Origin of the sequence: Halopenitus sp. H-Gu1, assembly GCF_041821145.1 — an archaeon.
GTDB lineage: Archaea > Halobacteriota > Halobacteria > Halobacteriales > Haloferacaceae > Halopenitus.
On record NZ_JBGUBC010000002.1, the window covers coordinates 85174 to 108832 of the forward strand.

Genomic DNA, 23659 nt, shown 5'->3' on the forward strand with positions numbered 1-23659 from the left:
ATCGGTCGGATGGCGATCGGTCGGATGGCGATCGGTCGAGCGTGGTCGGCCGATCGCGGTCGGAACGTCGGTCACCACGCTCAGGACGTCTTGTTCGACCGATCGCAGGGCGCTACTTGCTCGTGGCGCGCTTTTTCGAAAGAACCGTGCGGTCGAACTCGCAGACGAGCCTGTCGTCTGCCGGGTCGTCGCCCTCGATCGCGAAGGCTTCGACGTGCATCGTGACGACCCCTCGATCGCCGTCGCTCGTCTCGCGTTTGTCGGTCACCGTCGATCGAGCACGTATCGTGTCGCCGTGAAAGACGGGGTTCGGGTGTTCGACCGCGTCGTATCCGAGGTTCGCAACGATGGTTCCGTCCGTCGTCTCGGGAATGGTGAGCGCGACGGCGAGCGAGAGGGTGTACAGGCCGTTGACGATCCGCTCGCCGAAGGTCGTCTCGGCGGCGAAGGCCGCGTCAAGGTGGAGCGGCTGTCCGTTCATCGTCAGATCACAGAACCGCTGGTTGTCCGATTCGCTTATGGTGCGCCGTGTGGCGTGATCGATCGTTTCGCCGCGTTCGAACTCCTCGTAGTGGCGCCCGGTCACACGTGTCCACTCCGGCGACTCCGTATTAATCCTCACGACCAAGCCGAACCAGGGCTCGACGGAGCGTCTTCTTCTCGCCCAGCGATCGCCCGGCGATGCTTCGGAAGGCGGCCACAACCGACGCCGATGTGATCGACACGGGTCACCGATTGGTGACGGAATGACCGTGTTTGGTAACCGAATACCCGCATTTAGTGACCGAATAGCCGTGTTTAGTGCGAAATTCCGGTGTTCGATGACTCGTTTCGGTTCTTCCGTTCACCGCGTGTATGAGTTGGCAATGGGTACCACGATGGCGACTCCGAGACGGTACAGTTAACCACGCGCATATATCTTTATCGCGTATGTCGAACGATGCCAACCCGTTCGAAAGTCTCCAAGAACAAATCGGCGATGCAGCCGCGCACCTCGATGTCGACGAGGGCGTCATCGAGCGGCTCCAGAATCCCGAGCGAATACTCGAGACGAACCTGACCGTCGAACTCGACGACGGATCCCTCGAGACGGTTCGGGCCTACCGATCGCAGTTCAACGGCGACCGTGGTCCCTACAAGGGTGGAATTCGGTATCATCCGGGCGTCACGCGTGATGAGGTGAAGGCGCTTTCAGGATGGATGGCGTATAAATGCGCCATAGTCGACATCCCCTACGGCGGCGGAAAGGGCGGGATCAGCATCGATCCTGCACAGTACTCCGAAACCGAACTCGAGCGGATCACTCGTGCGTTCGCGACTGAACTTCGCCCGATCATCGGCGAGGACCGCGACATCCCGGCACCCGACGTCAACACGGGCCAGCGGGAGATGAACTGGATCAAGGACACCTACGAGACCCTTGAGAACACGACCGCGCCCGGCGTCATCACCGGGAAGGCGATCGACTCCGGCGGCTCCGAGGGTCGCGTCGAGGCAACTGGCCGCTCGACGATGCTTGCCGCACGCGACATTTTCGACTGGATCGGCAAGGAAATGGTCGGCGCATCGGTGGCGGTTCAAGGATACGGAAACGCCGGGTGGATCACCGCAGACCTTCTCGAAGACCTCGGCGCCACGGTCGTGGCAGTCTCCGACTCCTCGGGTGGGATCCACGATCCACGTGGGTTGGATGCCAAGGACGTCAAAGAGCACAAAAACGACACCGGAAGCGTCGTCGGATACGGGGAGACGACGGAGATCACGAACGAGGATCTGCTCACCCTCGACGTCGACCTACTCGTCCCGGCCGCCCTTGAGAACGCGATCGACGCCGAACTCGCGGAGGACGTGCAGGCCGACGTCATTTCCGAGGCCGCAAACGGGCCGCTCACGCCCGGTGCCGACGAGGTCCTGGCCGACCGCGACGTCTGGGTGGTCCCGGACATCCTCGCGAACGCCGGGGGCGTCACCGTTTCCTACTTCGAGTGGGTTCAGAACAGACAGCGGTTCAGCTGGAGCGAACGCAAGGTGAACGAGGAACTCGAGCAGGTCATGTCCGACGCCTTCGACGCGCTCATCGATGCCTACGAGGAGCACGACCTGCCGAACCTTCGAACCGCGGCCTACGTCGTCGCGTTGAAACGCGTCGTCGACGCCTACGAGCAGGCCGGTAACTGGCCCTGATCGGTCCGTTTATGCCGTCGCGTCGGCCGACTCGAGCTGCTCGGCCAGGTGGGCGGCGATAGGCACGTCGGCCGACTCGACGAATCGAGCGACTTCCTCGCCGTTGCGCTCGACGACGACCGTCGGGATCAACTCGATCCCGTACTCCTCGACGCCGGGCCCGTGCTTCGACCCGTCGTCGTCCTTCTCGACCGGATGATGTTCGATCCGGTCATCGGGCACGCCGGCCGCATCGAGGGCGGCCGCGAAGTCCGGAAGCTGGCTTCGACAGTCACCACACCAGTCGCCGCCCCAGACTTTGAAGACGTATTCATCGCTCCCAAGAGTCTCGATCACGTCCTCGTACCCGGCCGGGCTCCACGCCGTGTTCGGCTGCATCGTCCGTAGCGTCATGGCGAGGGATATGGACGCCTCGCTTATAAGCCGCGTGTCGGCGGCCGGTTTCGACGGCATCGAACCGCTCGTGGCGCTCGGTCGTCCCCCGTCGCGCGACCGGAGAGGGTTTAGGCCCCCTCGACGTAGTCACCACCGATGGACGACGGCATCCTCGAGAGCATCGGATCGCCGCTGGTCCGCGTCTCGTCTCCCGAGGGGACCACGGTGGCCGCAAAGGTCGAATCGAAGAATCCCGGCGGATCCGCAAAGGACCGTCCCGCGCTCTACATGATCGAGGCCGCGGAAGAACGCGGCGAACTCTCACCCGGCGACGGGATCGTGGAGGCGACTTCCGGGAACACCGGGATCGGGGTCGCGACGATCGGCGCCGTAAAGGGCTATGACGTCACGATCGTGATGCCCGAATCGAAATCACCCGAACGTCGCGAGATAATGCGCGCCTACGGCGCCGAGATCGAACTCGTCGAGGGGAGCATCGCCGCGGCCAACGATCGGGCCGACGAACTCGAGGCTGAGGAGGGACTCATCCAGCTTCGGCAATTCGAGAATCCGGCGAACCCGCGTTCCCACTACGAAACGACCGCAGCGGAGATCCTCGAACAGCGCGAAGAGCGACCGATAGATGCCCTCGTCGCCGGCGTCGGGACCGGCGGAACGATCACGGGGATCGGCAGGCGGCTTCGGGAGGAGTTTCCGGACCTCCGGATCGATGCCGTTGAGCCGGCCGAAAGCGCCGTCCTCTCCGGCGAGGACCCGACTGGTGACTCGTTTCAGGGGATGGGTCCGGGATTCGTTTCCCCGAACCTCGACGTCGAACTGCTCGACGAGATACACCCGATCGAGCTGTCCGACGCGGAGGCGGAGTGTCGTCGGCTCGCTCGCGAGGAGGGGATCTTCGTCGGCCAGTCCTCCGGCGCCTCGAACCTCGCCGCGAAGACGGTCGCCCGCGAGCTTCGGGACGCCGGCACCTATGCCGGCGAGGAGCCGCTCGTGATCACGGTCTTTTGGGATAGTGGCGAGCGATACATGTCGACCGGGATGTTCGATTGAGGCGTTCGACCGGCCGGGAGTCGATCGGTGATCCCACCCGTCGGATGGGGGTCGCTCACGTCGAGAACTCGGCCTCGGTGACGCGGACGACGACCGTCCCCTCGAGGTCGTCGCGATCGCGTTCGGGAACGGTTCCCTGCTCGCGAAGGACGTATTCTGGATCGACGAGTTCGCCGTCGCGAACGCCGAAGATCTTGAGCCGGCGGTCGGTCTCCTCGGGCGGAACGTCCCCGTCACGAACCAGACCGGCGAGGTCGGCTGAGAGCCATTCGTCGGCATCGATCGAGGGATCACGGACGAGCGACTCCGCGACGAATCGGTCGCGGTACCACTTCAGATCGTTACAAAGCGAGACGGCGGCACCGAGACTCACGGTCTCGACGGCGAGGGCGTTCTCGAAGGGTTCCTCGATCTCGTAGGTCGAAAGTGCCTCCCGGGCAGTCTCACGGGAGAGCAGCTCGTAGGCGAGAGTCACCGTCGGATCCCCGACGAGACACACCGTCGTCATGCCGAAGAGAAGCCGCCGTATGGCCAAATCGGTTGTGGTCCCGTTTTCCCTTTCGTACCAGATATGACCGTTCCGTCCTGAACGGCGGTGTCGATCGCTGACGTGGACGGAGCGCCGATCGCCGAATTAAAACGTCGAGACGTCGCCGTCGATGACCCGCTTCGTCACGCCCGTGACGTCGGCGAGTTCGGCATCGACGATCGCCGCCACGTCGTCCTCGATATCCGAGAGTTCGATTCCATCGACCGTGACCAGTTGGACGTCGGCCACGTGCGGTTCGTCGATCGGTCGCCCGATTTGTGAGAGAAGTCGAACCTGCAGATCGCGGATGCCGTCGATCTGGTCCGTGACCGACTCGGCGATCTCCGTCGAGAGCAGGTTGTAGATCTTTCCGATGTGGTTGACCGGATTCTTTCCGGAGGTCGCCTCCATCGACATCGGTCGGTTGGGGGTGATGAGCCCGTTGGCACGGTTGCCGCGGCCAACCGACCCGTCGTCGCCCATCTCCGCCGAGGTGCCGGTGACGGTGAGGTAGACGGAGCCCTCCTCGTAGTCGTCGGCGGTGTTGACCTCGACGTTGATCTCCCGGTCGGTTCGGTCGCGGGCGAGTTCGGTCACGAACTCGGCCACCGACTGGACGGCGTCATCGTATGCCTCCAGGTCATCGATGTACCGGTCGACCATCGCCGCCGCGACCGTGATGTCGATCCGGTCGCCCTCACGTTTGCCCATGACCTTCACGTCGGGGCCGAGTTCGGGATGATCCGCGTGATAGCTCGTATTGAGTTCGCGTTCTGTGTCGTAGACGATCCGTTCGGTCTCCGTGGGGGGTGCGTGGCCGACCCCGAAGGACGTATCGTTGGCCATCGGAACCTGCTTTTCCTCCTCGCCGAAGACGTCCTGAAGGTCGCCGGATCCCTCACCGAGCCTGATATCGACGATGACGTCGGTTCCGTACTCCAGTTCGGGGACGGTCTCCGAGAGGTACTCGCGTGCGGCCGCAAGTGCGGTCGAATCGACCGGCAGATGCGTCCCCTCGTACTCCTTGGTCGCGCGACCGACGATGAGTATGTAGATCGGTTCGATGACCTCGCCGCCGCCGAACTCCGGAGCCGCGGTGCCTGCAACCAACTGCGTCTCGTCGGTGTTGTAGTGAAGCACTTTCCCGACGCGGTCGAGATACAGACGTGAGAGTGCTCTCGAGACGGATTCTGCGATCCCGTCGCTTATCGAGTCGGGATGGCCGACCCCCTTCCGCTCGACGATCTCGACCTCCTGGTCCTCGACGGGACGGCGGTCGAGACGACTGACCTGGATATTCCGGCTCATTACCGATCGGTATCACATGCGATACGGTATAACTTGCGGAAAGAGTTTGCCCGTGAGTAATTCCTCACGTGCATATCAACGGATCGAACAGGGGATCAGCGATCGAAGGGTAGTTCTCGAGGATCGAGCCGTGGATCGATCCTCGACTCCGGTTATTCGCCCGCATCCTCGGGGACGACGATCACCCGCAGGTCGTTCACGTTCGTTCCGGTCTTGCCCGTCTCGATCGTCGCCGACGCACGCTCAAGGGGGGGCGTCACGTCGTTGGTTGCGAGCGCGTGAGCGGCCTCGGCCGGCGTGATCGGTCCGTCCGCCGAGACGGTCTCAGCGCTCACGATCGCGCCCGCGTACTCCGTGGGCCCGTCGATGCCGTCCGTGTCGACCGCGGCCACGACGACCCCGGAAACGTCGAGTTCGAGCGCGGCCGAGAGCGCGAACTCCTGGTTGGGTCCGCCCTCGCCCGACTCCGTGACGGAGACGGTCGTTTCGCCGCCGGAAACGACGACTGCCGGCGGTTCAATGGGGTTTCCGGAAGCGACGATCTCCTCTGCGATGCCGGCGGCGGAGATCGCCGCTTCCGCCGCCTCACCACGGATCCGCGAGGAGAGGACTATCGCCTCCCCGTCGGTTCGAGTCGGGGTATTGGAATCGGCTCCCGAGATCCCGGAAGCCGCGTCTCGAGCGGCCAGACAGGCCGACAGTGAGGAGGCGAGAAGGTGGATCGACACGCGATCGAATATCGGATCCCCGGGCTTTGGTGTCTCGGGGATCTCGCCGGCGACGCCGCGGTCAAGTCGATCACGGACCATGCTCGGAACGTCGAGATCGTATCGATCGACGACGTCGAGGGCGTCCTCGAAAGTCGTCTCGTCGGGAACGAGCGGTCCGCTGCCGATCGTACCCGGATCGTCACCGACGACGTCCGAACAGAGCAGACAGGCGACGTCGGGTGACCCCTCCGCCTCGGTCCCGAGTGCGGCGGCGAGACGACCGCCCTTGATGGCGGAGAGATGTTTGCGGACGGCGTTGATCTCGTCGATCGTCGCGCCCGCCTCCAGCAACGCGGATGTCGTCTCCTGAAGTTCCGGGAGGCCAATATTCCCGGCGGGAGCCGGCAGGAGCGCGCTCGCACCCCCGGTGATGACTCCGAGCACGAGCGTTCTCGCGCCACAGGTCGTGGCTCGATCGAGCACCGCGCGGCCCCCGGCGACGCCCGCCTCGTCGGGGACCGGATGACTCGCCGTCTCGACTTGTACGTGATCGGTCTCTCGTGGATCGTTCGTCACGATGACGCCGTCGGTGATCCGATCGCCGAGGATCGTCTCCAGTTCGACGGTCACGGTGGCGGTCGCCTTCCCGCCGCCAAGGACCACGAGCTCCTCGTAGTCGGAGAGATCGTACTCGGTCTCGTCGATCCGAAGGACATTCCCCTCGAACTCGATCGACTCGTGGACCACCCGTCGCGGGTGCGCGGCGTCAATCCCGGCGGTCAGACAGTCCAGCGCGAGCGCATGTGTCGGTGATCGAACGTGCACATCACGGTCGCGGATCCGAACTCCCTCTCGTGGCGTGGCCGGATCGGCCTCGTCGTTCATACCGGGTGAGCGGTCGGGGAGGACATAAACGTCGTGCAACGGCACGGATTCGGTGTTTCTGACCGTGCCATCCCCGATCTCCCGTCACGGCTCATCTCCGGATCAAACGTCGTCCGGGCCGTTTCCGCTCCCGACGGCGCCGATATCGAGGCAATCGCGCCAGTAGAACCAGGGCCCGAAGACGAGATAGCTGCCGGCCAGAAACAGCAGGGCGAACGCGAAGACCCGTCCCCAGTACCCGGTGTGAACGATCGCGACGGCCTGAACGACGCCCATTATGGCGGCGTCCTGGGCGTGGAGGTCCGGGTAGGTCACCCGCGAGACCATGAGTGCCGCGAGCACGGTGGTCAGGCCGACGAGCACGATCGGGTCGCTGTAGCCTGCGAGGACGGCGGCAGCGATCATCGTCGCGGCCAGTGTCGTTTGCACTCCCTTCGTCTCCTCGCTTTCGACGTCGTAGGCGGAGTACAGTCCGAGGCGAGTGACCCCCATGGCCACGTAGACGGCGGGCACCGCGATTCCGAGGAGAAACATCGGGTCCGGAAACGCGGCACCCGCGTCGATGGTGGTTATCGCGACGAGCGTCGCCGGTGCGACGCCAAAGGAGGCAACGTCCGCCAGCGAGTCGAGGTGCTCTCCGGCTTCCGAGGACCCGCGAGCACGTGCGATGATCCCGTCCAGCGCGTCGGCGATGGCTCCGAATAACACCAATCGTGCGGCGAGTTCGACGTCGATCGTCGCGGCGATCACGGCGACGAACCCCACCGCTGCGTTCGTGACGGTGACGGCGTCCGCGAGCCCGAATCGCCCGGCGAACCGCGGCTTCATATCCAGCGAGTCGGCCAGCAGGGCTTTACGTTTTGTTATCCCTGGGCCCCCTCGTGGATCGGTTCGGTCCCGTCCGCGGTCGGCGCCAAACGAGTGCGTTCTCACGATTCGAGAGCGGACCGCGATACATAAACCGCGGCGACTCCCACCGTCGTGTATGCAGCGCAGACGGTTCCTCGCTCGTGCTGGCAGCGCGGCGACCGTGGCGTCGACGATCCCGCTTTCGGGCTGTCTCGGGAGTTTGGGGACCGGAAACGGAGGAGCCGGAGACGGCGATTACCCCTACGACGTCGGCATGACCGCCACGACCTTTCGTCCCCAGGAGGTCACGATCGCGGTCGGCGAGACGGTCACCTGGCGCAACACGAGCGCGCGAACCCACACCGTCACGGCCTACGAGGACGCGATCCCCGAGGATGCCGAATACTTCGCGACCGGGGGCTACGACGACGAGGAGACCGCACGCGACGAGTGGTGGAGCAACCGCGGCGGCGCTCTCGAGAACGCCGACGAATTCACCCACACCTTCGAGATCCCCGGCCGATACGATTACGTCTGTATCCCCCACGAACAGGGCGGGATGATCGGCGCCGTCATCGTCGAGGAGTGATCGATGGAACGATCGCCGGACGGGTTCGTCGCTCCCGACGCGATCGCCGGAACTGCGGGCGGCCTCGCGGACGGGAGCATCGCCACTGCCCTTCAGATCTCGGCCGCCGATCTGTTCGGGGTTGACGTCGCACTCTTCCTGCTCGTCGGGCTGCTCGGTGGTGCCCATTGCATCGGGATGTGTGGTCCGCTCGTCACGGTCTATGCCGACCGGATGGGAACGGGATCGGACGGCGGAACGGTCGGAGAGGGCAGTTCCACAACCACTCGGGAAACGACGACCGGAGCGACGGGGTCGGATCGAGGGCGGAACCGGGGACGAGAATCACATCTCACACCGTACGAGGTCCGCCAACACGCGCTTTTCAACGTCGGGCGGGCGACGAGCTACACGCTCATCGGTGCGCTTTTCGGAGCCCTCGGCGGGGCGCTTCTCGTGACTGCCGACTCGCTCGCGTCGGCTGCCGGCCTCGTTCGCGGCGTCGTCGGCGTCGTCGTCGGGGTGTTCGTGGTCGCCATCGGTTTGCGGTACTTGTTCGCTCGGGCGTCCACCGGGATCCACGTGCCGGGCATCGAACGAGTGACCGGCTGGCTCCTGACGTACGTCGATCGGCTGGCGAACGGTCCCGGGATCGTCGTTCTCGGCGGACTCCACGGGCTGTTGCCCTGTCCGATCCTTTATCCGGCCTATCTCTACGCGTTCGCGACGGGATCACCCCGATCGGGTGCGATCGCGCTCGCGGCGCTCGGGATCGGGACGATCCCGGCCGTCTTCGCCTACGGGACCGTGATCGAGGCGGTCGATGCGGTTCATCGCCGCCGACTCCACCGTCTGCTCGGGGTCGTCTTCGTCGTGTTGGGATACGTCCTGTTCGCCCATGGCCTGATGAGCCTGGGCATCTCCATACCCCATCCGATGTTCCCGTTCTACGATCCCCTGAGCGGCGCCGGCGGTGCCGCCTGATCGTGGGGGACATCACCCCTGATCGGGACGGTCATCACATCCGATCGGGGCGGATGTCGTACCCGATCGGGACGATCTTTATATCCGATCGAGACCGACGCCGATCGTGCCGATCGGCTCCGATACACAACAGTCATCCACGTCCGGTCCCAACCCCCGCAGAGAGCAGCACCAATGGAACCCGTCGTCCTCCGAGGGCAACCAATTTCGACACCCCATCGTCCCGTATCGGCCGGCGTGCCGGACGATGGGCGTCCCTCGACGGCCCGCACTGACCCGCGTACCCCGACGATCGATTCGCAACGATGACACAGACCGATTCCCCGACGTGTACGCTTTGTGACCTCCCGGCGACGGACGTCACCGACGAGGCCGGCAACCGCTTTTGCTGTCCGGGCTGTCGGGACGTCCACGAGGCGCTCGACTCGGTGGCGGCGATCGACGCCGACGACGTTCGCGAGCGAGCGAGCGAGGCGAACGACGCCACGGAATCCGATCCGGATCCAGTCCCTGAGGATCATGAGTCGACGTTCCTCGAGGTGGAAGGAATGCACTGTGCGACCTGCGAGGCGTTCATCGAATCCGCAGCCAAAGCCGAGGCTGGCGTGAGCGCTGCCAGCGCGAGTTACGTCACGGAGACGGTTCGTATCGATCACGACCCGGAAGCCGCCTCCGACGCGGATCTTCGGGAGGCCGTCTCGGGACTCGGTTATAACGCTTATTCGCGCGATGACGCCTTCAGACGACGACGAGCCGACGCTATCGCGACCGTTCGGCTCGCGGTCGGCGTGCTCGTCGGGATGATGGTGATGTTGCAGTACATCGCCATTATCTATCCGACCTACTTCGACGGACTGTTCTACACCGAACGGACCGCCCAGTTTCTCGCGGACGCGTTGAGCCACGGATCGAGCACCTACTTCTACGGCTTCGTCGGAATCTTGACGACGATCGTTCTCGTGGTGACCGGGAAGCCGATCCTCAGGGGTGCCTACGTAAGCCTTCGAACCCGATCGCCGAACATGGACCTTCTCGTCGCGCTTGCGGCGGTGAGCGCGTACGCCTACTCGGTGCTCGCCATCGCCGTCGGTGCCGAGCACGTCTACTTCGACGTGACCGTGGCGATCCTCGTCATCGTCACGATCGGGAACCACTACGAGACGTCGATCAAACGCCGCGCCACGGAGCTTCTTTCGGATCTCACGACCGTGCAGGTCGACGAGGCGTGCCGACTCGTCGACGGTTTGGATGCAGGTGTGGAAACGGAAGGAGGTGCGAGAGCGGAAACGGGAACGGAGGGGAGTGCGAGAGCGGAAACTGAAACGGACCCCGACGGCACCGAAACGGTCCCACTCGACGACCTCTCGGCCGGTGATCGAGTCCTCGTCCGGGCGGGCGAGCGCGTCCCGGTCGACGGCGAGATCGTGGACGGCGAGGCCGCCGTCGACGAGGCGGTCGTGACCGGCGAGTCGCTTCCGGTGGACAAACGGCCGGGCGACCCGGTCGTGGGCGGGTCCGTCCTCGCCGACGGCGCGCTCGTCGTCCGGGTCGGCGAGGACGCCACGAGCAGCCTCGATCGCATCGCCGAGCTCGTCTGGGACCTTCAGAGTTCGAACCACGGGATCCAGGCGCTTGCCGACCGGCTCGCAACCGTGTTCGTCCCGGTCGTGCTCACGCTCGCGGCCGTCGCCACGGTCGGTTATCTCCTCGCCGGCGCCGGTCCCACGGACGCCATGCTCGTCGGATTGACGGTTCTCATCGTCTCGTGTCCGTGCGCGCTCGGGCTCGCGACGCCACTCGCCGTGGCCTCGGGGATCCGCGACGCGCTCGAGCGCTCGATCGTCGTCTTCGACGAGACCGTCTTCGAGCGCGTCCGGGAGGCGGAGACCGTCGTCTTCGACAAAACGGGGACCCTGACGACCGGCGAGATGCGCGTTCTCGACCACGATCTGGAACCCGACCTCCTGGATCTCGCGGCCGCCCTTGAGGGGCGTTCCGCACACCCGGTCGGGAAAGCGATCGCGGAGGCGACTACGGGTGAGGCGGCGTCGGTGGCGACGCCGCCCGAGCAACTCGGCGAGGACGGACCGGTCGCCACCACCGACGGCGGAGAATCCGCGGTTGCGACTGTCGCCCGCGACGAGGAAACCGGATCGGCTGTCGAGTCCGTCGAATCCTTCGAGAGCCATCGAACCGGCGTCTCCGGCGTCGTTGACGACGTTCAGGTCCTCGTTGGCCATCCCGCCCTCTTCGTCGAGCAGGGATGGACGCTCCCGGAGGACGTCGCGGAGACGATCGAGGAGGCGCGCGCCGTGGGACGCGTTCCGGTCGCGGTCGGTCGTGACGGCGAGGCTCACGGGACGATCGTGGTCGGGGACGACCTGCGCGAGGAGTGGGAAGCGACCTTCGACGCGCTCGGCGATCGCGACATCGACGTCGTCGTCCTCACCGGTGACGACGAGCGGGCGACGTCCGTCTTCGCCGACCACGAGGCCGTCTCCCGGGTCTTCGCTGGCGTGCCTCCGGAGGGGAAGGCGGAAACGGTCGGACGACTCTCGACCAGGGGAACGACGGTGATGGTCGGCGACGGAACCAACGACGCGCCGGCGCTTGCGCGGGCCGATCTCGGGATCGCCCTCGGCGGCGGCACGGCGATGGCGGCCGATGCTGCCGACGTCGCGATCGTCGACGACGATCTCCGGTCGGTCGGGACCGTTTTCGATCTGGCGACGGCCGCCGGGACGCGCGTGAAACGCAACATCGGTTGGGCGTTCGGTTACAACGCGATCGCGATTCCCCTCGCGCTCGCTGGGCTGTTGAACCCGCTTTTCGCGGCGATCGCGATGGGAACGAGCAGCCTGCTCGTCGTCGCGAACTCCTCGCAGGTGCTGTTAGACGAGTAGCAGTAGTCCGGGTCGAGGCCTGCCATCCGTGTCGGTGGTTCTCGCTCCCGTTCTCGACCGTGGACACTCGCCGGTCCAGTCGGTCTCGATCGTCAGCGGATCCACGAACATCTGGTCGACGACGCAGTATTTCTCGGTCGCCCGTTCAAAAGGGGCTCTCGTCTCTAGATCGTCGCGTATCCGATATCCGCCGCCTATTGGCTCTCGACGGCGCTTGCGGCGCGAACGATCGTTTCCTCGTCGTACTTCGGTCCGATCAGCTGAAGGCCGACGGGAAGCCCCTCCGATCGACCGGCGGGCACGGAGATCGCGGGCAGGTTCGCGAGGTTGACCGGCGTCGTGTTCGCGTCGGCGAGATACATCGTGAGGGGGTCCTCGAGTCCCTCGCCGAGCTCGAAGGGGGGAATGGGCATCGTCGGCGAGGCGATCACGTCGACCTCCTCGAAGGCCGCCTCGAAGTCCGAGCGGACCCACGCGCGGGCGTCCTGTGCCTTGCTGTAGTACTTGTCGTGGTAGCCTGCCGAGAGCGCGTACGTCCCGAGAAGGATCCGCCGTTTCACTTCGGCTCCGAAGCCCTCCTCGCGCGTCCGGGCGAACGACTCGTTCCAGTCGCCGTCGCCGTCCGCCGAGTGACCGTACCTGACGCCGTCGAAGCGCGCCAGGTTCGAGGAGGCCTCCGAGGTCGCGATGACGTAGTACGCCTGGACGGCGTGTTCGACGGAGGGCAGGGAGACGGTCGTCGTCCGTGCCCCCTGCGCTTCGAGATCGTCGATCGCGGCCTCGATCGTCTCGACGACGCCAGTGTCCGCGCCCTCGAACAGTTCCTCCGGAATACCGATCGTCATCCCGTCGACGTCACCATCGGCGGCAGCCGCGTAGTTCGAGTCGGCGCCGACCTCGCGGGTCGTGGCGTCGTTCGGATCGGGACCGGCGATCACGTCGAGGAGCGCGGCCGCCTCCTCGACCGTGGGTGCGAGCGGGCCGATCTGCTCGAGGGAGTTGGCGTACGCGACGAGGCCGTACCGGGAGACGAGCCCGTAGGTCGGCTTGATCCCCACGACGCCACAGAACGCGGCCGGACAGCGAACGGAGCCGCCGGTGTCGGAGCCGAGTGCGAGGTCGGCCTCGCCGGCCGCGACGGCCGCCGCGGAGCCGCCCGAGGATCCACCGGGAACGCGATCCGGGTCGACCGGGTTTCGGGTCGGCCCGAAATGCGATGTCTCCGTGGTCGTTCCCATCCCGAACTCGTCCATGTTACTCTTGCCGACGATCGTCGCTCCAGCGTCGGTAAGCCGCTCCACGACGGTCGCCGAATACGGCGGGACGTACCCCGAGAGCATCCGTGATCCACAGGTCGTCTCGACGCCGGCCGTCGAAATGTTGTCCTTGACCGCGACGGTGGCGCCATCGAGCGGCCCCTCCCCGGTGGGATCGATCGATTCCTCGGTGATGAATGCGTTGAGGTCGGTCTCGGTCATCTAGGACACCCGCGGCCCGATGAAGTAGCCATCCTCGGTCTCCGGCGCGTTCTCCAGCGCTTCCTCCTGGGTGAGTCCCTCCGCGACTTCGTCGGGACGCATCACGTTGACGAGCTCCTCCTCGCGGTCGTGTTCGGGGACCTCATCGAGTGCATCGAAGTATTCGAGAATGTCCGCGAACTGCTCGGCGAACGCCTCCCGCTCGTCGGGATCGAGGTCGACGCGAGCCAGTTCGGCGACGTGTTCGACCTCCTCGACGTCGACGACGGGATCGCCCTCGCCGTCGCCGCCGGCGTCGTCCCCGTCGTGATCGGACCGGTTTTCGGACGAATCGCTCATACCGAAGGGTGTTACGGCCGGGGAGTAAGGGTTTCGAATCGGGCGACCGATCGGGACCTCACATACCCATGTCGGCGGCCGGATCGGGGATGGGAAGTTCCTCGACGGAAACGTCGAGCAGTTCCGCCGCGTGATCGAGCGCCATATCGAAGCCGTAGTAGCGCTCCAACTCCGTGCCGTCAGGGCCCTCACGAACGGACACCATCGCATAGCCCTCGGCATTCTGGGCCAGCACCGCGGTTCGCCCGTCCCGATCGAACGTGAGCACTCGCTCGTCGTCAGTGTGGACGTATCGTGCCGTGATGGCCCCGTTCGAGGCGGTCGCCGGCGTCTTCTCCGTGCTCCGATCACCGGTCTCGAAATCGGTCATGGGATCGGTTCGGCCGGCGGATCCTCGTACCTGTCGATCCGCTCACTCATCGGGGCCGACCTCGCCGTCGCGCCTTTGCGTCGAGATAGGCGGTGTAGCCGCCGAACGCAAGCCCGAGGCCCATGACGGCGAGTGCGAACCCGACCCAGCGGGAGAGGCCGACGGTGAACACGCCAAGCGGAACCCCAAAAAGCAGTGACGTTACGCCGAGTCCGCCGAGTCCGGCCGCCAGGATCGGCGATGGTTGCAGTTCGCCGCAGTGGGGACAGACGCGTGCGTCCTCGTCGATCGTCCGATCGCATGTCGTACACTGGACGGGTCGTCCTTCGGACACGATCGGAATCCACGGGGGCACGAGTCATAAGCTTTTGACGACGTTCGGCCTGTGGTGGGAGAAGCGATCTTCGCGGTGGCGTTCGTCGGCGTGGGCTCTCGTGCCATATCCCTAAGGTGGTCGACCTCGTACCTCGGCGTATGAGCGAGGACGATCCCTGGACGACGATCGATCTGGAACGAGCCGACCAAGCATCGGTCGACGTCAGCGTCGGCGAGAGCGACCTCTCGGTGGGGCCACCCCAGGAGTTTCCCGACTACGCAGCGATCGACATCGAAACGGCCGGAAACGGTGGGGTCACCATCAGTATCGAGGCAACCGCAGGCGACCACGGAACGGGGCTCGCCAGTGCGGAGATCACGGTCGAGGAGGCGAGGCGGCTCCGCGAACTCCTCGGGGATGTGATCGAGCGGGAAAGCGGCACCGAGTGAGAGACCGCCGACTAGTGAACGTAACGGATGATATGAATGGTGGACAACCGGGATCGCCCGGCGTTCCGGCGCGGGGAATCCCGGTTGCCTCCTCCACCCCGCGACCCGACGAGCGACGCACGTTCGATGATGGGCTGCTCGCTTCCGCGCCTGACCCGATATCATCGACAAACCACGACGGACCGCTCCTGCGAGCGGGCGACGTGGACCGCTGTCCCCGTCGGACGAGGTTTCCACGTTGGCTTCCGGGGCCCGAGCCGGTCCGGCCCGGACTCCCCCGGCGTTCGGTCCCCGCTGAAGACTACCTCGCGGGTTTCGAGCGGGGCCTAACCGCCCGACCTAGTCCATTAACTGATAGTCCACACCGACATAAGGGCCTTTCGTTGTCGCAGGGACGACGAGCCCGGAGAGTGAACAAGCGGTCACGCCAGCACCGAGCGTGCATACGCGCCAGCGGTTACGAGGACCGTGATCGACGCTACGGCGACCACAATCGGGTGCCACTCGATCCAGCGGTACTCCCGGGGAAAGCTGTACAGTACCGTCTGGTCGATCGACGCCCACCAGAGTCCGACGAGCCCGACAACGACAACGCCGAGAACGACGAGAGCGCCGGCCATGGTCTCCGGATCGACGTTACCGCGCTCGGCCGAGGCGAATCCGACCGCCCCGACGAGCGTGAAGGCGACCACGGCGGTGAGCCCGACCGGCCCGGCGGCGTAGTAGGCACCAACCAGTTGGGTGTATCCATCGACCAGCACGAAGGGAGCGGCGGCGACGATCGCCGTGATCAGACACGCGAGCGCGCCCATCCGGGATGCGACCTGACGGCGTTCCATGCCGATCGGTCGCCGCCGTGACGGTTAAAACTGGACGATCGCGACGAACCGATAGGCCGATCGTTACTCTCTCGAATCACGTCTCAAAAAAACTTCGGAACTCGGGATCGGCGGGGCAGTTTTACACTCCCCTCACGAACCGACGTGTATGGCATCCTACCTGCCCTATTCACTTCTTGCCGTCGCGGCCTATGCGCTCGTCGCCCCGCTCATGCGGATCGCGACCTCCGGGACGGACGCGATCCCGAGCGACATCGCCGCGGCCATCTCCAACGTGATCCTCGTGGTAGCCGCGATCACGATCGCAGTGGCGGGTGGACAGGATATTTCGGCCCACCTCACGAGTTCCAAGATCGGCTACGTGCTCGCTGCCGGCTGCTGTCTGGCGGTCGGGATACTCGCGTATTACCGCGCGTTGGCGCTTGGACCGGTGAGCGTCGTCACGCCCATCTTTGCGACCTTCCTCGTGTTCAGTTCGATCATCGGCATCCTCGCGCTCGGTGAATCGTTTTCCGCGCGCAAGACGATCGGTATTCTCCTGGCGATCGGCGGGATCTACCTCGTCTCGACGGCCTGACTCATCCATCGGGTATATCGTGGTGCGGGGAACGTTCCGGTCTGGTCTGTCACTGGGGCTCGTCGCGGAGACTTATACGGGACGACGCATAATCGGGGGATATGTTCGCAGTCCCTCGGGAGGAGCGACGGTGACGAAACGAACGTTGCACCCGCGCATTCGCGTCGTGTGGGCGTTTCGAGCGGTTCTGCTCGCGACGATCCTTGCGTCGATCGCGTTCGGAGCAACGGTCGTCTTCGACGTGCCGGAGTGGTTCCCGCTTGCAGTCGGGGGGGTCGTTCTCTTCCTCACCGTCACCCACGCACTCTTGCGATATCGCCGATGGAGCTACGAGATCCGCGAGGACGCGCTGTATCTCGAACGCGGCGTTTTTACGCAGGTCAGAACGGTGGTCCCTCTCGTTCGGATCCAACACGTCGACTCCCGTCGCGGACCGACCGAGCGACTCGTCGGACTCGCCTCTTGTGTCGTCTACACGGCCGGATCGCGCGGCGCCGACGTCCGAATCCCCGGACTCACACCGGGGGATGCAGACGACCTCCGTGAGCGGCTGAAGACGCTGGCGATTCGCGCGGAGGGGGAGGACGCGGTGTGAAACTGGCGCCCGTCTCGATCCCATATCGGGCTGTAAGAACGGTCTCGAGTCTGCTCGTCGCGATATTCTTCATCGGGACGGCTGGAACCTTCGAGTCGGTGCTCGCGATCGCCGCCGGCAGCCTCGCTTTGGTCGGCACGCTTGCCTACGAAGTGGCCCGTTACCGTCGCTTCGAATACGAGCTGACCCCGGACACCTTCGACATTCGCTCGGGAGTGATCTCGCGTCGCGACCGGGAGATACCGTATCGTCGGATCCAGAACGTCGACATCTCCAGAAGCGTCGTCCAGCGTCTTCTCGGGATCGCGGCCGTCGACCTCGAGACGGCGGGAGGCTCCTCGACTGAAGGGGCGATCCGGTACGTCACCGCCGAGCACGCCGACTGGCTCAGATCCGAGATCCAACGGCGAAAGGGACGCGCCGAGACTGAAAAAACCGCGGCGACGGACTCCGGAATTGGTGAAACGAGGAGCACCGATGTGACCGGAGCTGGGACCGAAATGACGCTTTTCGCCCTCTCACCGGTCGAGCTTGGACTGGTCGGCGCGCTCTCGTTTGATCCACGACTGATCGGCCTGCTCGCGTTTCTCGCGTCGGGGTCGGTCCCCGTCCTCTCTGGGGCTTTGCCGGATCTCACCGCGATCACGATCACGATGGCAGGTATCGGTCTGTTCGGAGCTGTGATCGTCGGATCCTGGCTCCTCGGTGCGGCGCTTGCGGTCTCAAACTACTACGGATTTACTCTCAGCAGGGCCGGCGATGAACTACGATACGATCGGGGGCTGTTCCGGCGGTATTCAGGGTCGATCCCGATCGAAAAGATACAGAGTCTGCACGTCACCGATAACCCGGCGAAACGACTCGCCAATTACGCCACGTTGACGATCGAGACCGCAGGATACGCGCCCGGCGGAGGTGGGGGCGGCGAGTACGGCAGCCAGGCCGCCGTGCCGATCGCCCGTCTCGACCGCGTCCTCGATCTGGCACGGGAGGTCGAGGCGTTCGGTGATCCCGAGTTCAAACGACCACCCTCGCGGGTCCGGATCCGATATGCGATTCGATATCTGGCCATCGTCGCCGTTCTTACGGCGTTCGCGTTCGGCGTCGATCGGTATGTCTCGGCGTCGCTACCGTGGTACGGCGTCGCCGGCCTCTCGATCCTCGTGCCGATCGCGGCCCATTATAAGTGGGTCCACCGGGGCTACTGGCTCGGCGAGGACCACCTGCTCACGCGATCGGGGTTCTGGCGACGCGGGATGAAGATCATTCCGTACTACCGGATCCAGACGGTCGTCGACACGCGAACCGTCTTCCAGCGCCGGTGGAACGTGGCAACCGTGGTCGCAGACACCGCCGGAACCGGCGGGTTGATGCAGCACGAGGCGGCCGCTCTCGACGTGGATTCAAGCGACGCCGCACGACTTCGATCCGAACTTGAGCAACGACTTCAGCGATCGCTTTCGGCCCGTCGAAGTGAGGACGGATCCGACGGAGAGGCCGTCTTCGAGTGGGCTGATCCGGTTTCCGGCCCGGAAGCAGTCTCCGATCGGGACGTGGATGATGCGGATGGCATCGATTCGGACGCGAACGCGGATTCGGACGCGAACGCGAACGTCAGCACGGACTCGGATACGAACGCGAACGTCGACGCGGGCGTGGACTCGGGTTCCAGAAACGAGGCCGATCGTGATCGCTAACCAACTGATCCGTTCAGTTCCGGGATCGCCGTCAGTCGATCAGTCCGTGCGGGGCAGCGATCGAGCACCGACCGCGAGCGCGACTACCGCCAGTACGGAGAGCACCGCGAGCTCCGTTCCCCACGTGGCGCCGTCATAGTACGTGATCGCGCGAACCCCACGCGCGAAGTAGGTGAGTGGCGAGATCTCGACGACCGGGAGGAACCATCCGGGAAGCAACGCCGGCGGGATGAACGTCTCCGATAGAAAGAGGATCGGGAGTGCGATCGTGTTGCTCGCGGCGATGACGCCGTCCTGGGAGTCCGCGAACGAGCCGAGAAGCGCACCGACTCCACAGAACGTCGCGACCCCCGCAATCACGAACGCCGGCACCGCCAGCAGGGACGGTGTTACGCGGACAGTCGCGTCGGTGATGGCGACGACGAGACCGAACACGAGCAGGCTCGCTACGCCGATGATCCCGACGTTCACGAGCGCGTGTGCGAACAGCCACTCGCCGCGTGAAAGCGGCGTCGTCGACAACTTCTCGAAGCGATTCCCGTCACGATGGCGTGCGATCTCCGATCCGACGCGCGAAAGCGGAGTGAACAGGACGACGACGCCGATGTATCCGGGGAGATAATATCCCGCTGGCTTGGCGAACAGGCCGCCGCCGGTCGGCTGCGTCCGGACGAGCGCGCCGAAGATCACGACGAGGATGACGGGGAAAAAGAACGTGAAGAAGACGGCCGTTCGCCGACGCAAAAACGATCGCGTGGCCGCAAGGGATTCCGATCGCACGCGTCCCAGCCGGCTCATTGATTCCCTCCGCCAGCGTTCACGGCGTGGGCAGTCGCCTGATAGGCTTCACCGGTGAGTTCGAGGTAGACGTCCTCTAAGGTCGGCTCACTCCAGGAAAGCGACTCGACGTCGACATCCGCGTCGGTCAACGCCTCGACGACCGTGTCGATCGCCCTGGGTGAGACCCCGGTGACGTCGATGCCGGCCGCTGCCTCCGCCTCCCCGTTCCGGGCGGCTTCGAACCGTGTGTCCGTCTCGACGGCCTGCAGGGCCGTCTCGATCGTTTCTTCGCGTTCCACCGACAGCCGTACCGAGAGGGTGGCCTCGCCGCCGTGTTCCTCGACCAACTCCGATGGCGATCCGATCGCGACGATCCGCCCATCACGGATCAACCCGACTCGATCCGCCAGTCGCTCGATCTCGCCCATGGCGTGGCTCGTCACAAGCACCGTCGTGCCGTCCGCGGCCAGTTCCCGGATCAGTCGGTGGACGTCCTGCCGGCCCGCCGGGTCGATCCCCGTCGTCGGCTCGTCGAGAAACAGCATCTCGGGATCATTGATGAGGGCCGTCCCGACGCAGACTCGGCGTTTCTGTCCCCCGGAGAGCGTCTCGTACCAGGCGTCGGCATCGTCCGCGAGTCCGACGTCGGAAAGCGCCGACTCGACCGACCGCGAATCCGCGTACAACCCGGCGTAGTACTCGAGGAGTTCACGTGCCGTGAGCCGGGCGGGCGGATCGAACGACTGGGGAAGCAGTCCGATCCGCTCGGGATCGACCGCAGTCGGAACGTCCCCGAGCACTCGAACCGTCCCGTCGACGACCGTGGTCCCGGTAAGCGCCCGAACGAGCGTCGTTTTGCCGGCGCCGTTGGGCCCGATGAGCCCGAACACCTCGCCCGAAGCGACCGTGAGATCCACCCCCTCGAGCGCGCGGACGTCGCCGTATTCCTTTCGAACGTCGGCCGCCAAGAGGGCTGGATCATCTCCATCGCCGCGATCGGTGTCGTCGGCTGGTGCGGTCCCGTCCACGTTCGACCCGCCATCGGGAACGACATCCGCCGACGCCGGAGCGCCGTCGGTGCGGTCCGAACGGAGGTCCTGGATCATGACTGTCGCTCCGTCTCGAACGCGCCTAAGGATTCCTCTTTGCGGCTGATCGATGGTGGATCGAGATCAAATCGATGGCGGATCGAGATCCGATCGAATGCGAGGGGAGAACGCGACCGAATGCCGGTCGACTCACACTACAATCGAGTCGAGTACGACCGCCAAAAGCAGGAGTCCGAGGTATGCGTTGGAGGCGTGGAACGCCCGAAAGGCCGCTGACTCGGTGCGTTCGTAGTGGAGCCTGACGACGGCCCACAGGAAGACCGCTCCGAGCGTGACGCCGACGCCGACGTAGAGCGCACCGAGCGCGTCCGCCGTCGCCGCAAGCACCGCGGCCGCAACGAGCGTGGCGCCGAGATACCACAGAATGTGTCGGTGTGTCGCCGTCTCGCCACGGACAACCGGCATCATCGGGAATCCTCCACGCTCGTAGTCGTCCTGATACGCGAGTGCGAGGTTGTAGAAATGTGCGGGCGTCCACAGGAAGATGAGCGCCGCCAACAACAGCCCGCCGCCGCCGATCTCACCAGTCACGGCCGCCCAGCCGATGAGCGCCGGCAGCGATCCCGCGGCGCCGCCAAGTACCGTGTTCTGTACCGTGTTCGGCTTGAGAACGAGGGTGTAGACCACGCTGTAAAACACGATCGCCAGCAGCCCCAGAGCCGCCGCGAGAGGATTGACGAGCCAGAACAACCCGACCGAGAGGAGGGTCAGAAGGAGGCCGAACGTGATCGCACGCCGAACCGAGACGAGATCGACTGCCAGCGGTCGGTCCGCGGTCCGTTGCATCCGACGATCGACGTCGCGTTCGAGGACGTGGTTGAACGTTCCGGACGCTCCAATCGCGATCGATCCACCCGCAAGCGTCAATGCGACCGTCCGCGGCGTGAATCCCGATCCGCCGGCAAGCGCCATTGCCGCGGCGGCGACGAGACATAGTAGCCACATCAACCGAGGCTTCATCAGGCGGACGTACGCCGCGGCCGTCGCCTTTATCCGCGGCCAGCCGGTCTCGGGTACGGTCCCGGTCGGATCGTTTTCGAACGATGACGCCTCGGCGTCGGTCGGACGAGTCGGGGAAGGAGACGGGGATTCGTTCGAATCACCGGTTTCCTCTTCTAACCACCAGGTCAACGCGGCCATCGAGGCGGCGAAGATCACGATTCCGACGGCGAGATGGAGCACGGACGTCGTCGACGCATCGGCGATCGCGACGTACGCGCCGAGGCCCGCCTGAAGGGGATACGCGAGAGTCACGATGGAAAGCGAGACACGAACCCGGCGGGACGTCGAGCGACGGAACGCGGAGACGACCGTGGCCACGACGAGCGCGCCCACGCCGAGTGCCAACAATCGGTGGCCGATCGCGATCCATCCGACCGTCTCCGCGGGGAGCGTATATCCGTTGCCGCAGGCCGGCCAGGCGGCACACGCCGTTGCCGCGTTTGAAAGCGTCGTCGTCGCGCCGACGACGAGAAGCAGATACACGCCCATCGTCGTCGCCGCGAGCAACGCCGGAAATCGGTCCTGGCGAGTCACCAGACACGGGTTGGGAACGGCTACATATAGCTTCGGCGCTTCAGCTTACGGACGCGGATCGTCGGAGGCGTCCCCGTCCCTGCGAGATCCGTCCGTCCCGGGGGCCGCACTTGTTCCGTCGACCGCCTCAGGAGTTCCATCCGCATCGCAGCCGCGTTCACGAAGGACCCGATCGACGATGCGTCCGGTCGAGAGTAGCTCTCCGTCGTAGCGCTTCTCACGGGGGCTCGCCCGCTCGACCCGGCAGTCGATCCCTCGATCCGCCAGGTCGGCGGCGATGGCGGCGTCGTCGTGATGTTGGTCGTACCCGAGAACGATGACGTCGGGATCGAGGCGGCGAACGGGCACGAAGATGTCCGATTCGTGGCCCAGATGGGCCTCATCGACCGGATCGAGTGCGGCGACCATCTCACGTCGTTGCTCCTCCGGGAGGATCGGCCGTCGCTTGTGAGTGATGTTCGTCGTACGCGCGACGATCACGTGGAGTTCGTCGCCGTAACTGGCCGCGTCCCGGAGATAATGGAGATGCCCCGGGTGGAGCAGATCGAACGTTCCCTGCGCGAGCACACGGGTCATCGGAGCCACCTCAAGATCGATCGACTACCGCCATCCTCCTCGTTGCTTCCTCCGTCGTCAATTCCTCCGATATCGCGTCCTCCGTCTCGGGGAGCGCCTCCGTCGTCGATCTCGCTGCCCTCCTCCCGCAGTTCGCGATCGATGTCCGCCTGGGTAAAATCGAAGAAGTGTGACTCGGGCAGATCCACGTCGAGCACGTCGAGCGTCGTCGGGCGTCCGTCGTTGTCGAACGCCTTCCAGTCGCTCCAGCCGTAGGGCGCCCCCACGATGATATGCACCTCTCCCTGTCCAAAGGTCGCGAGATCGGCGTCACTCGGGTGGAGCACGCCGTTCGGGTGCGAGTGGACCGAACCCACGGACCGCAAGTCGTTCGGCTTCATCGTCGATCGAACGGTCGCGCTCACCGGATTCGATTCCGTTCCCGGAATCACGAGCACGTCGGTTATCACCTGTCCACTCCGGTCGAGATCGAGCTTCCGGGCGTCCTCGGTGCGGAGGAATCCCATGTACTCGTTCGGGTGGGTGTCCTCGCACGCTTCGAGGATGAAGTCCATCGTCTCCCGGGCGATCCCGAGGAGATCCTTCGACCGAAACAGGCGCATGGTCGATCCTGGGCACCGTCGACTCAAAGG

The 23659-nt window shown here is 65.1% G+C and carries 24 protein-coding genes, 1 other RNA gene and 1 pseudogene; 9 read left to right on the plus strand and 17 right to left on the minus strand.

The window, feature by feature from the left end:
* Positions 1-112: 112 nt before the first annotated feature.
* On the minus strand, positions 113-586 hold the full coding sequence (locus ACERIT_RS02070; RefSeq protein ID WP_373673150.1) for a MaoC family dehydratase: 474 nt from the start codon (positions 584-586) through the stop codon (positions 113-115).
* 344 nt (positions 587-930) lie between these two features.
* Between ACERIT_RS02070 and ACERIT_RS02075 the strand changes: the two genes are divergently transcribed.
* Positions 931-2184 (plus strand): Glu/Leu/Phe/Val dehydrogenase, encoded by a 1254-nt coding sequence (locus ACERIT_RS02075; RefSeq protein ID WP_373673151.1) that lies wholly within the window; start codon positions 931-933, stop codon positions 2182-2184.
* Between the two features lie 9 nt (positions 2185-2193).
* Here the strand turns inward: ACERIT_RS02075 and ACERIT_RS02080 are convergent, their stop codons facing one another.
* Positions 2194-2589: a thioredoxin gene (locus tag ACERIT_RS02080; RefSeq protein ID WP_373673358.1), complete on the minus strand. Its 396-nt coding sequence runs from the start codon at positions 2587-2589 to the stop codon at positions 2194-2196.
* Between the two features lie 126 nt (positions 2590-2715).
* Here ACERIT_RS02080 and ACERIT_RS02085 point away from each other — a divergent pair, with 126 nt between their 5' ends.
* Positions 2716-3630, plus strand: coding sequence for a PLP-dependent cysteine synthase family protein (locus ACERIT_RS02085; RefSeq protein ID WP_373673152.1), 915 nt, complete (start codon positions 2716-2718; stop codon positions 3628-3630).
* Positions 3631-3685: 55 nt separating this feature from the next.
* Here the strand turns inward: ACERIT_RS02085 and ACERIT_RS02090 are convergent, their stop codons facing one another.
* The 4 genes from ACERIT_RS02090 to ACERIT_RS02105 all read right to left on the minus strand — a co-directional run bounded on the left by ACERIT_RS02090 (position 3686) and on the right by ACERIT_RS02105 (position 7890).
* The gene (locus ACERIT_RS02090) at positions 3686-4138 is read right to left on the minus strand and encodes a DUF5804 family protein (RefSeq protein ID WP_373673153.1); all 453 of its coding nucleotides are present in this window, start codon (positions 4136-4138) and stop codon (positions 3686-3688) included.
* 126 nt (positions 4139-4264) lie between these two features.
* Positions 4265-5467: a methionine adenosyltransferase gene (locus ACERIT_RS02095; RefSeq protein WP_373673154.1), complete on the minus strand. Its 1203-nt coding sequence runs from the start codon at positions 5465-5467 to the stop codon at positions 4265-4267.
* A gap of 152 nt (positions 5468-5619) precedes the next feature.
* Positions 5620-7062: a glycerate kinase gene (locus ACERIT_RS02100; RefSeq protein ID WP_373673155.1), complete on the minus strand. Its 1443-nt coding sequence runs from the start codon at positions 7060-7062 to the stop codon at positions 5620-5622.
* Between the two features lie 102 nt (positions 7063-7164).
* On the minus strand, positions 7165-7890 hold the full coding sequence (locus ACERIT_RS02105; protein WP_373673156.1) for a protein sorting system archaetidylserine synthase: 726 nt from the start codon (positions 7888-7890) through the stop codon (positions 7165-7167).
* A gap of 157 nt (positions 7891-8047) precedes the next feature.
* On the opposite strand from ACERIT_RS02105, the gene ACERIT_RS02110 reads away from it, so the two are divergent.
* The 3 genes from ACERIT_RS02110 (at position 8048) to ACERIT_RS02120 (ending at position 12366) form a co-directional block, all read left to right on the plus strand.
* A complete protein-coding gene (locus tag ACERIT_RS02110; protein ID WP_373673157.1) occupies positions 8048-8500 on the plus strand; it encodes a plastocyanin/azurin family copper-binding protein in 453 nt (150 codons plus the stop codon).
* A 96-nt stretch (positions 8501-8596) separates the two neighbouring features.
* A complete protein-coding gene (locus ACERIT_RS02115) occupies positions 8597-9463 on the plus strand; it encodes a sulfite exporter TauE/SafE family protein (protein ID WP_373673359.1) in 867 nt (288 codons plus the stop codon).
* Between the two features lie 305 nt (positions 9464-9768).
* On the plus strand, positions 9769-12366 hold the full coding sequence (locus ACERIT_RS02120) for a heavy metal translocating P-type ATPase (protein ID WP_373673159.1): 2598 nt from the start codon (positions 9769-9771) through the stop codon (positions 12364-12366).
* Between the two features lie 194 nt (positions 12367-12560).
* On the opposite strand, the gene gatA is transcribed toward ACERIT_RS02120, so the two are convergent.
* Genes gatA through ACERIT_RS02140 form a run of 4 tightly spaced genes read right to left on the minus strand, consistent with a single transcriptional unit; the run spans position 12561 to position 14887 of the window.
* Entirely contained in the window at positions 12561-13844 is a 1284-nt protein-coding gene (gatA, locus tag ACERIT_RS02125; protein WP_373673160.1) for an Asp-tRNA(Asn)/Glu-tRNA(Gln) amidotransferase subunit GatA, read from the minus strand.
* Complete coding sequence (gene gatC, locus ACERIT_RS02130; protein ID WP_373673161.1) at positions 13845-14183, minus strand: Asp-tRNA(Asn)/Glu-tRNA(Gln) amidotransferase subunit GatC; 339 nt, start codon at positions 14181-14183, stop codon at positions 13845-13847.
* Positions 14184-14241: 58 nt separating this feature from the next.
* Positions 14242-14553, minus strand: coding sequence for a hypothetical protein (locus ACERIT_RS02135; RefSeq protein ID WP_373673162.1), 312 nt, complete (start codon positions 14551-14553; stop codon positions 14242-14244).
* Positions 14554-14599: 46 nt separating this feature from the next.
* Complete coding sequence (locus ACERIT_RS02140; RefSeq protein ID WP_373673163.1) at positions 14600-14887, minus strand: zinc ribbon domain-containing protein; 288 nt, start codon at positions 14885-14887, stop codon at positions 14600-14602.
* A 140-nt stretch (positions 14888-15027) separates the two neighbouring features.
* On the opposite strand from ACERIT_RS02140, the gene ACERIT_RS02145 reads away from it, so the two are divergent.
* Entirely contained in the window at positions 15028-15318 is a 291-nt protein-coding gene (locus tag ACERIT_RS02145; RefSeq protein WP_373673164.1) for a hypothetical protein, read from the plus strand.
* Positions 15319-15355: 37 nt separating this feature from the next.
* On the opposite strand, the gene ffs is transcribed toward ACERIT_RS02145, so the two are convergent.
* Both ffs and ACERIT_RS02155 read right to left on the minus strand, forming a co-directional pair.
* Positions 15356-15668, minus strand: an RNA gene (ffs, locus tag ACERIT_RS02150) — signal recognition particle sRNA.
* A 72-nt stretch (positions 15669-15740) separates the two neighbouring features.
* On the minus strand, positions 15741-16157 hold the full coding sequence (locus tag ACERIT_RS02155) for a hypothetical protein (protein WP_373673165.1): 417 nt from the start codon (positions 16155-16157) through the stop codon (positions 15741-15743).
* Between the two features lie 148 nt (positions 16158-16305).
* Here ACERIT_RS02155 and ACERIT_RS02160 point away from each other — a divergent pair, with 148 nt between their 5' ends.
* From ACERIT_RS02160 to ACERIT_RS02170, 3 genes are all read left to right on the plus strand, one after another.
* Positions 16306-16734: an EamA family transporter gene (locus ACERIT_RS02160; RefSeq protein ID WP_373673166.1), complete on the plus strand. Its 429-nt coding sequence runs from the start codon at positions 16306-16308 to the stop codon at positions 16732-16734.
* Positions 16735-16864: 130 nt separating this feature from the next.
* Positions 16865-17329, plus strand: a complete 465-nt coding sequence (locus ACERIT_RS02165) for a PH domain-containing protein (RefSeq protein WP_373673168.1) — start codon at positions 16865-16867, stop codon at positions 17327-17329.
* Complete coding sequence (locus ACERIT_RS02170) at positions 17326-19026, plus strand: PH domain-containing protein (protein WP_373673169.1); 1701 nt, start codon at positions 17326-17328, stop codon at positions 19024-19026. Before ACERIT_RS02165 ends, ACERIT_RS02170 begins: the two co-directional genes overlap by 4 nt.
* 39 nt (positions 19027-19065) lie before the next feature.
* Here the strand turns inward: ACERIT_RS02170 and ACERIT_RS02175 are convergent, their stop codons facing one another.
* The 5 genes and pseudogenes from ACERIT_RS02175 to ACERIT_RS02195 all read right to left on the minus strand — a co-directional run.
* The gene (locus ACERIT_RS02175) at positions 19066-19824 is read right to left on the minus strand and encodes an ABC transporter permease (protein WP_373673170.1); all 759 of its coding nucleotides are present in this window, start codon (positions 19822-19824) and stop codon (positions 19066-19068) included.
* Positions 19821-20912 (minus strand): ABC transporter ATP-binding protein, encoded by a 1092-nt coding sequence (locus tag ACERIT_RS02180; protein WP_373673171.1) that lies wholly within the window; start codon positions 20910-20912, stop codon positions 19821-19823. The genes ACERIT_RS02175 and ACERIT_RS02180 overlap by 4 nt, the downstream gene beginning before the upstream one ends.
* Positions 20913-21044: 132 nt before the next feature.
* The gene (locus tag ACERIT_RS02185; protein WP_373673172.1) at positions 21045-22451 is read right to left on the minus strand and encodes a heme o synthase; all 1407 of its coding nucleotides are present in this window, start codon (positions 22449-22451) and stop codon (positions 21045-21047) included.
* 45 nt (positions 22452-22496) lie between these two features.
* Positions 22497-23027 carry an adenylyltransferase/cytidyltransferase family protein gene (locus tag ACERIT_RS02190; RefSeq protein ID WP_373673173.1) on the minus strand — a complete coding sequence of 177 codons (531 nt, stop codon included), beginning with the start codon at positions 23025-23027 and terminating at the stop codon, positions 22497-22499.
* Positions 23028-23140: 113 nt separating this feature from the next.
* Positions 23141-23629 (minus strand): annotated as a pseudogene (locus ACERIT_RS02195) (Mov34/MPN/PAD-1 family protein); the annotation flags it as partial.
* Positions 23630-23659 lie beyond the last annotated feature (30 nt).

Coding starts and splice junctions, on each gene's coding strand:
- ACERIT_RS02120 (WP_373673159.1), top strand. CDS start 9,769: ATGACACAGACCGATTCCCCGACGTGTACGCTTTGTGACCTCCCGGCG.
- ACERIT_RS02100 (WP_373673155.1), bottom strand. CDS start 7,062: ATGAACGACGAGGCCGATCCGGCCACGCCACGAGAGGGAGTTCGGATC.
- ACERIT_RS02095 (WP_373673154.1), bottom strand. CDS start 5,467: ATGAGCCGGAATATCCAGGTCAGTCGTCTCGACCGCCGTCCCGTCGAG.
- ACERIT_RS02110 (WP_373673157.1), top strand. CDS start 8,048: ATGCAGCGCAGACGGTTCCTCGCTCGTGCTGGCAGCGCGGCGACCGTG.
- ACERIT_RS02155 (WP_373673165.1), bottom strand. CDS start 16,157: ATGGAACGCCGTCAGGTCGCATCCCGGATGGGCGCGCTCGCGTGTCTG.
- gatC (WP_373673161.1), bottom strand. CDS start 14,183: ATGAGCGATTCGTCCGAAAACCGGTCCGATCACGACGGGGACGACGCC.
- ACERIT_RS02090 (WP_373673153.1), bottom strand. CDS start 4,138: ATGACGACGGTGTGTCTCGTCGGGGATCCGACGGTGACTCTCGCCTAC.
- gatA (WP_373673160.1), bottom strand. CDS start 13,844: ATGACCGAGACCGACCTCAACGCATTCATCACCGAGGAATCGATCGAT.
- ACERIT_RS02105 (WP_373673156.1), bottom strand. CDS start 7,890: ATGAAGCCGCGGTTCGCCGGGCGATTCGGGCTCGCGGACGCCGTCACC.
- ACERIT_RS02175 (WP_373673170.1), bottom strand. CDS start 19,824: ATGAGCCGGCTGGGACGCGTGCGATCGGAATCCCTTGCGGCCACGCGA.
- ACERIT_RS02180 (WP_373673171.1), bottom strand. CDS start 20,912: ATGATCCAGGACCTCCGTTCGGACCGCACCGACGGCGCTCCGGCGTCG.
- ACERIT_RS02085 (WP_373673152.1), top strand. CDS start 2,716: ATGGACGACGGCATCCTCGAGAGCATCGGATCGCCGCTGGTCCGCGTC.
- ACERIT_RS02135 (WP_373673162.1), bottom strand. CDS start 14,553: ATGACCGATTTCGAGACCGGTGATCGGAGCACGGAGAAGACGCCGGCG.
- ACERIT_RS02145 (WP_373673164.1), top strand. CDS start 15,028: ATGAGCGAGGACGATCCCTGGACGACGATCGATCTGGAACGAGCCGAC.
- ACERIT_RS02190 (WP_373673173.1), bottom strand. CDS start 23,027: ATGACCCGTGTGCTCGCGCAGGGAACGTTCGATCTGCTCCACCCGGGG.
- ACERIT_RS02075 (WP_373673151.1), top strand. CDS start 931: ATGTCGAACGATGCCAACCCGTTCGAAAGTCTCCAAGAACAAATCGGC.
- ACERIT_RS02160 (WP_373673166.1), top strand. CDS start 16,306: ATGGCATCCTACCTGCCCTATTCACTTCTTGCCGTCGCGGCCTATGCG.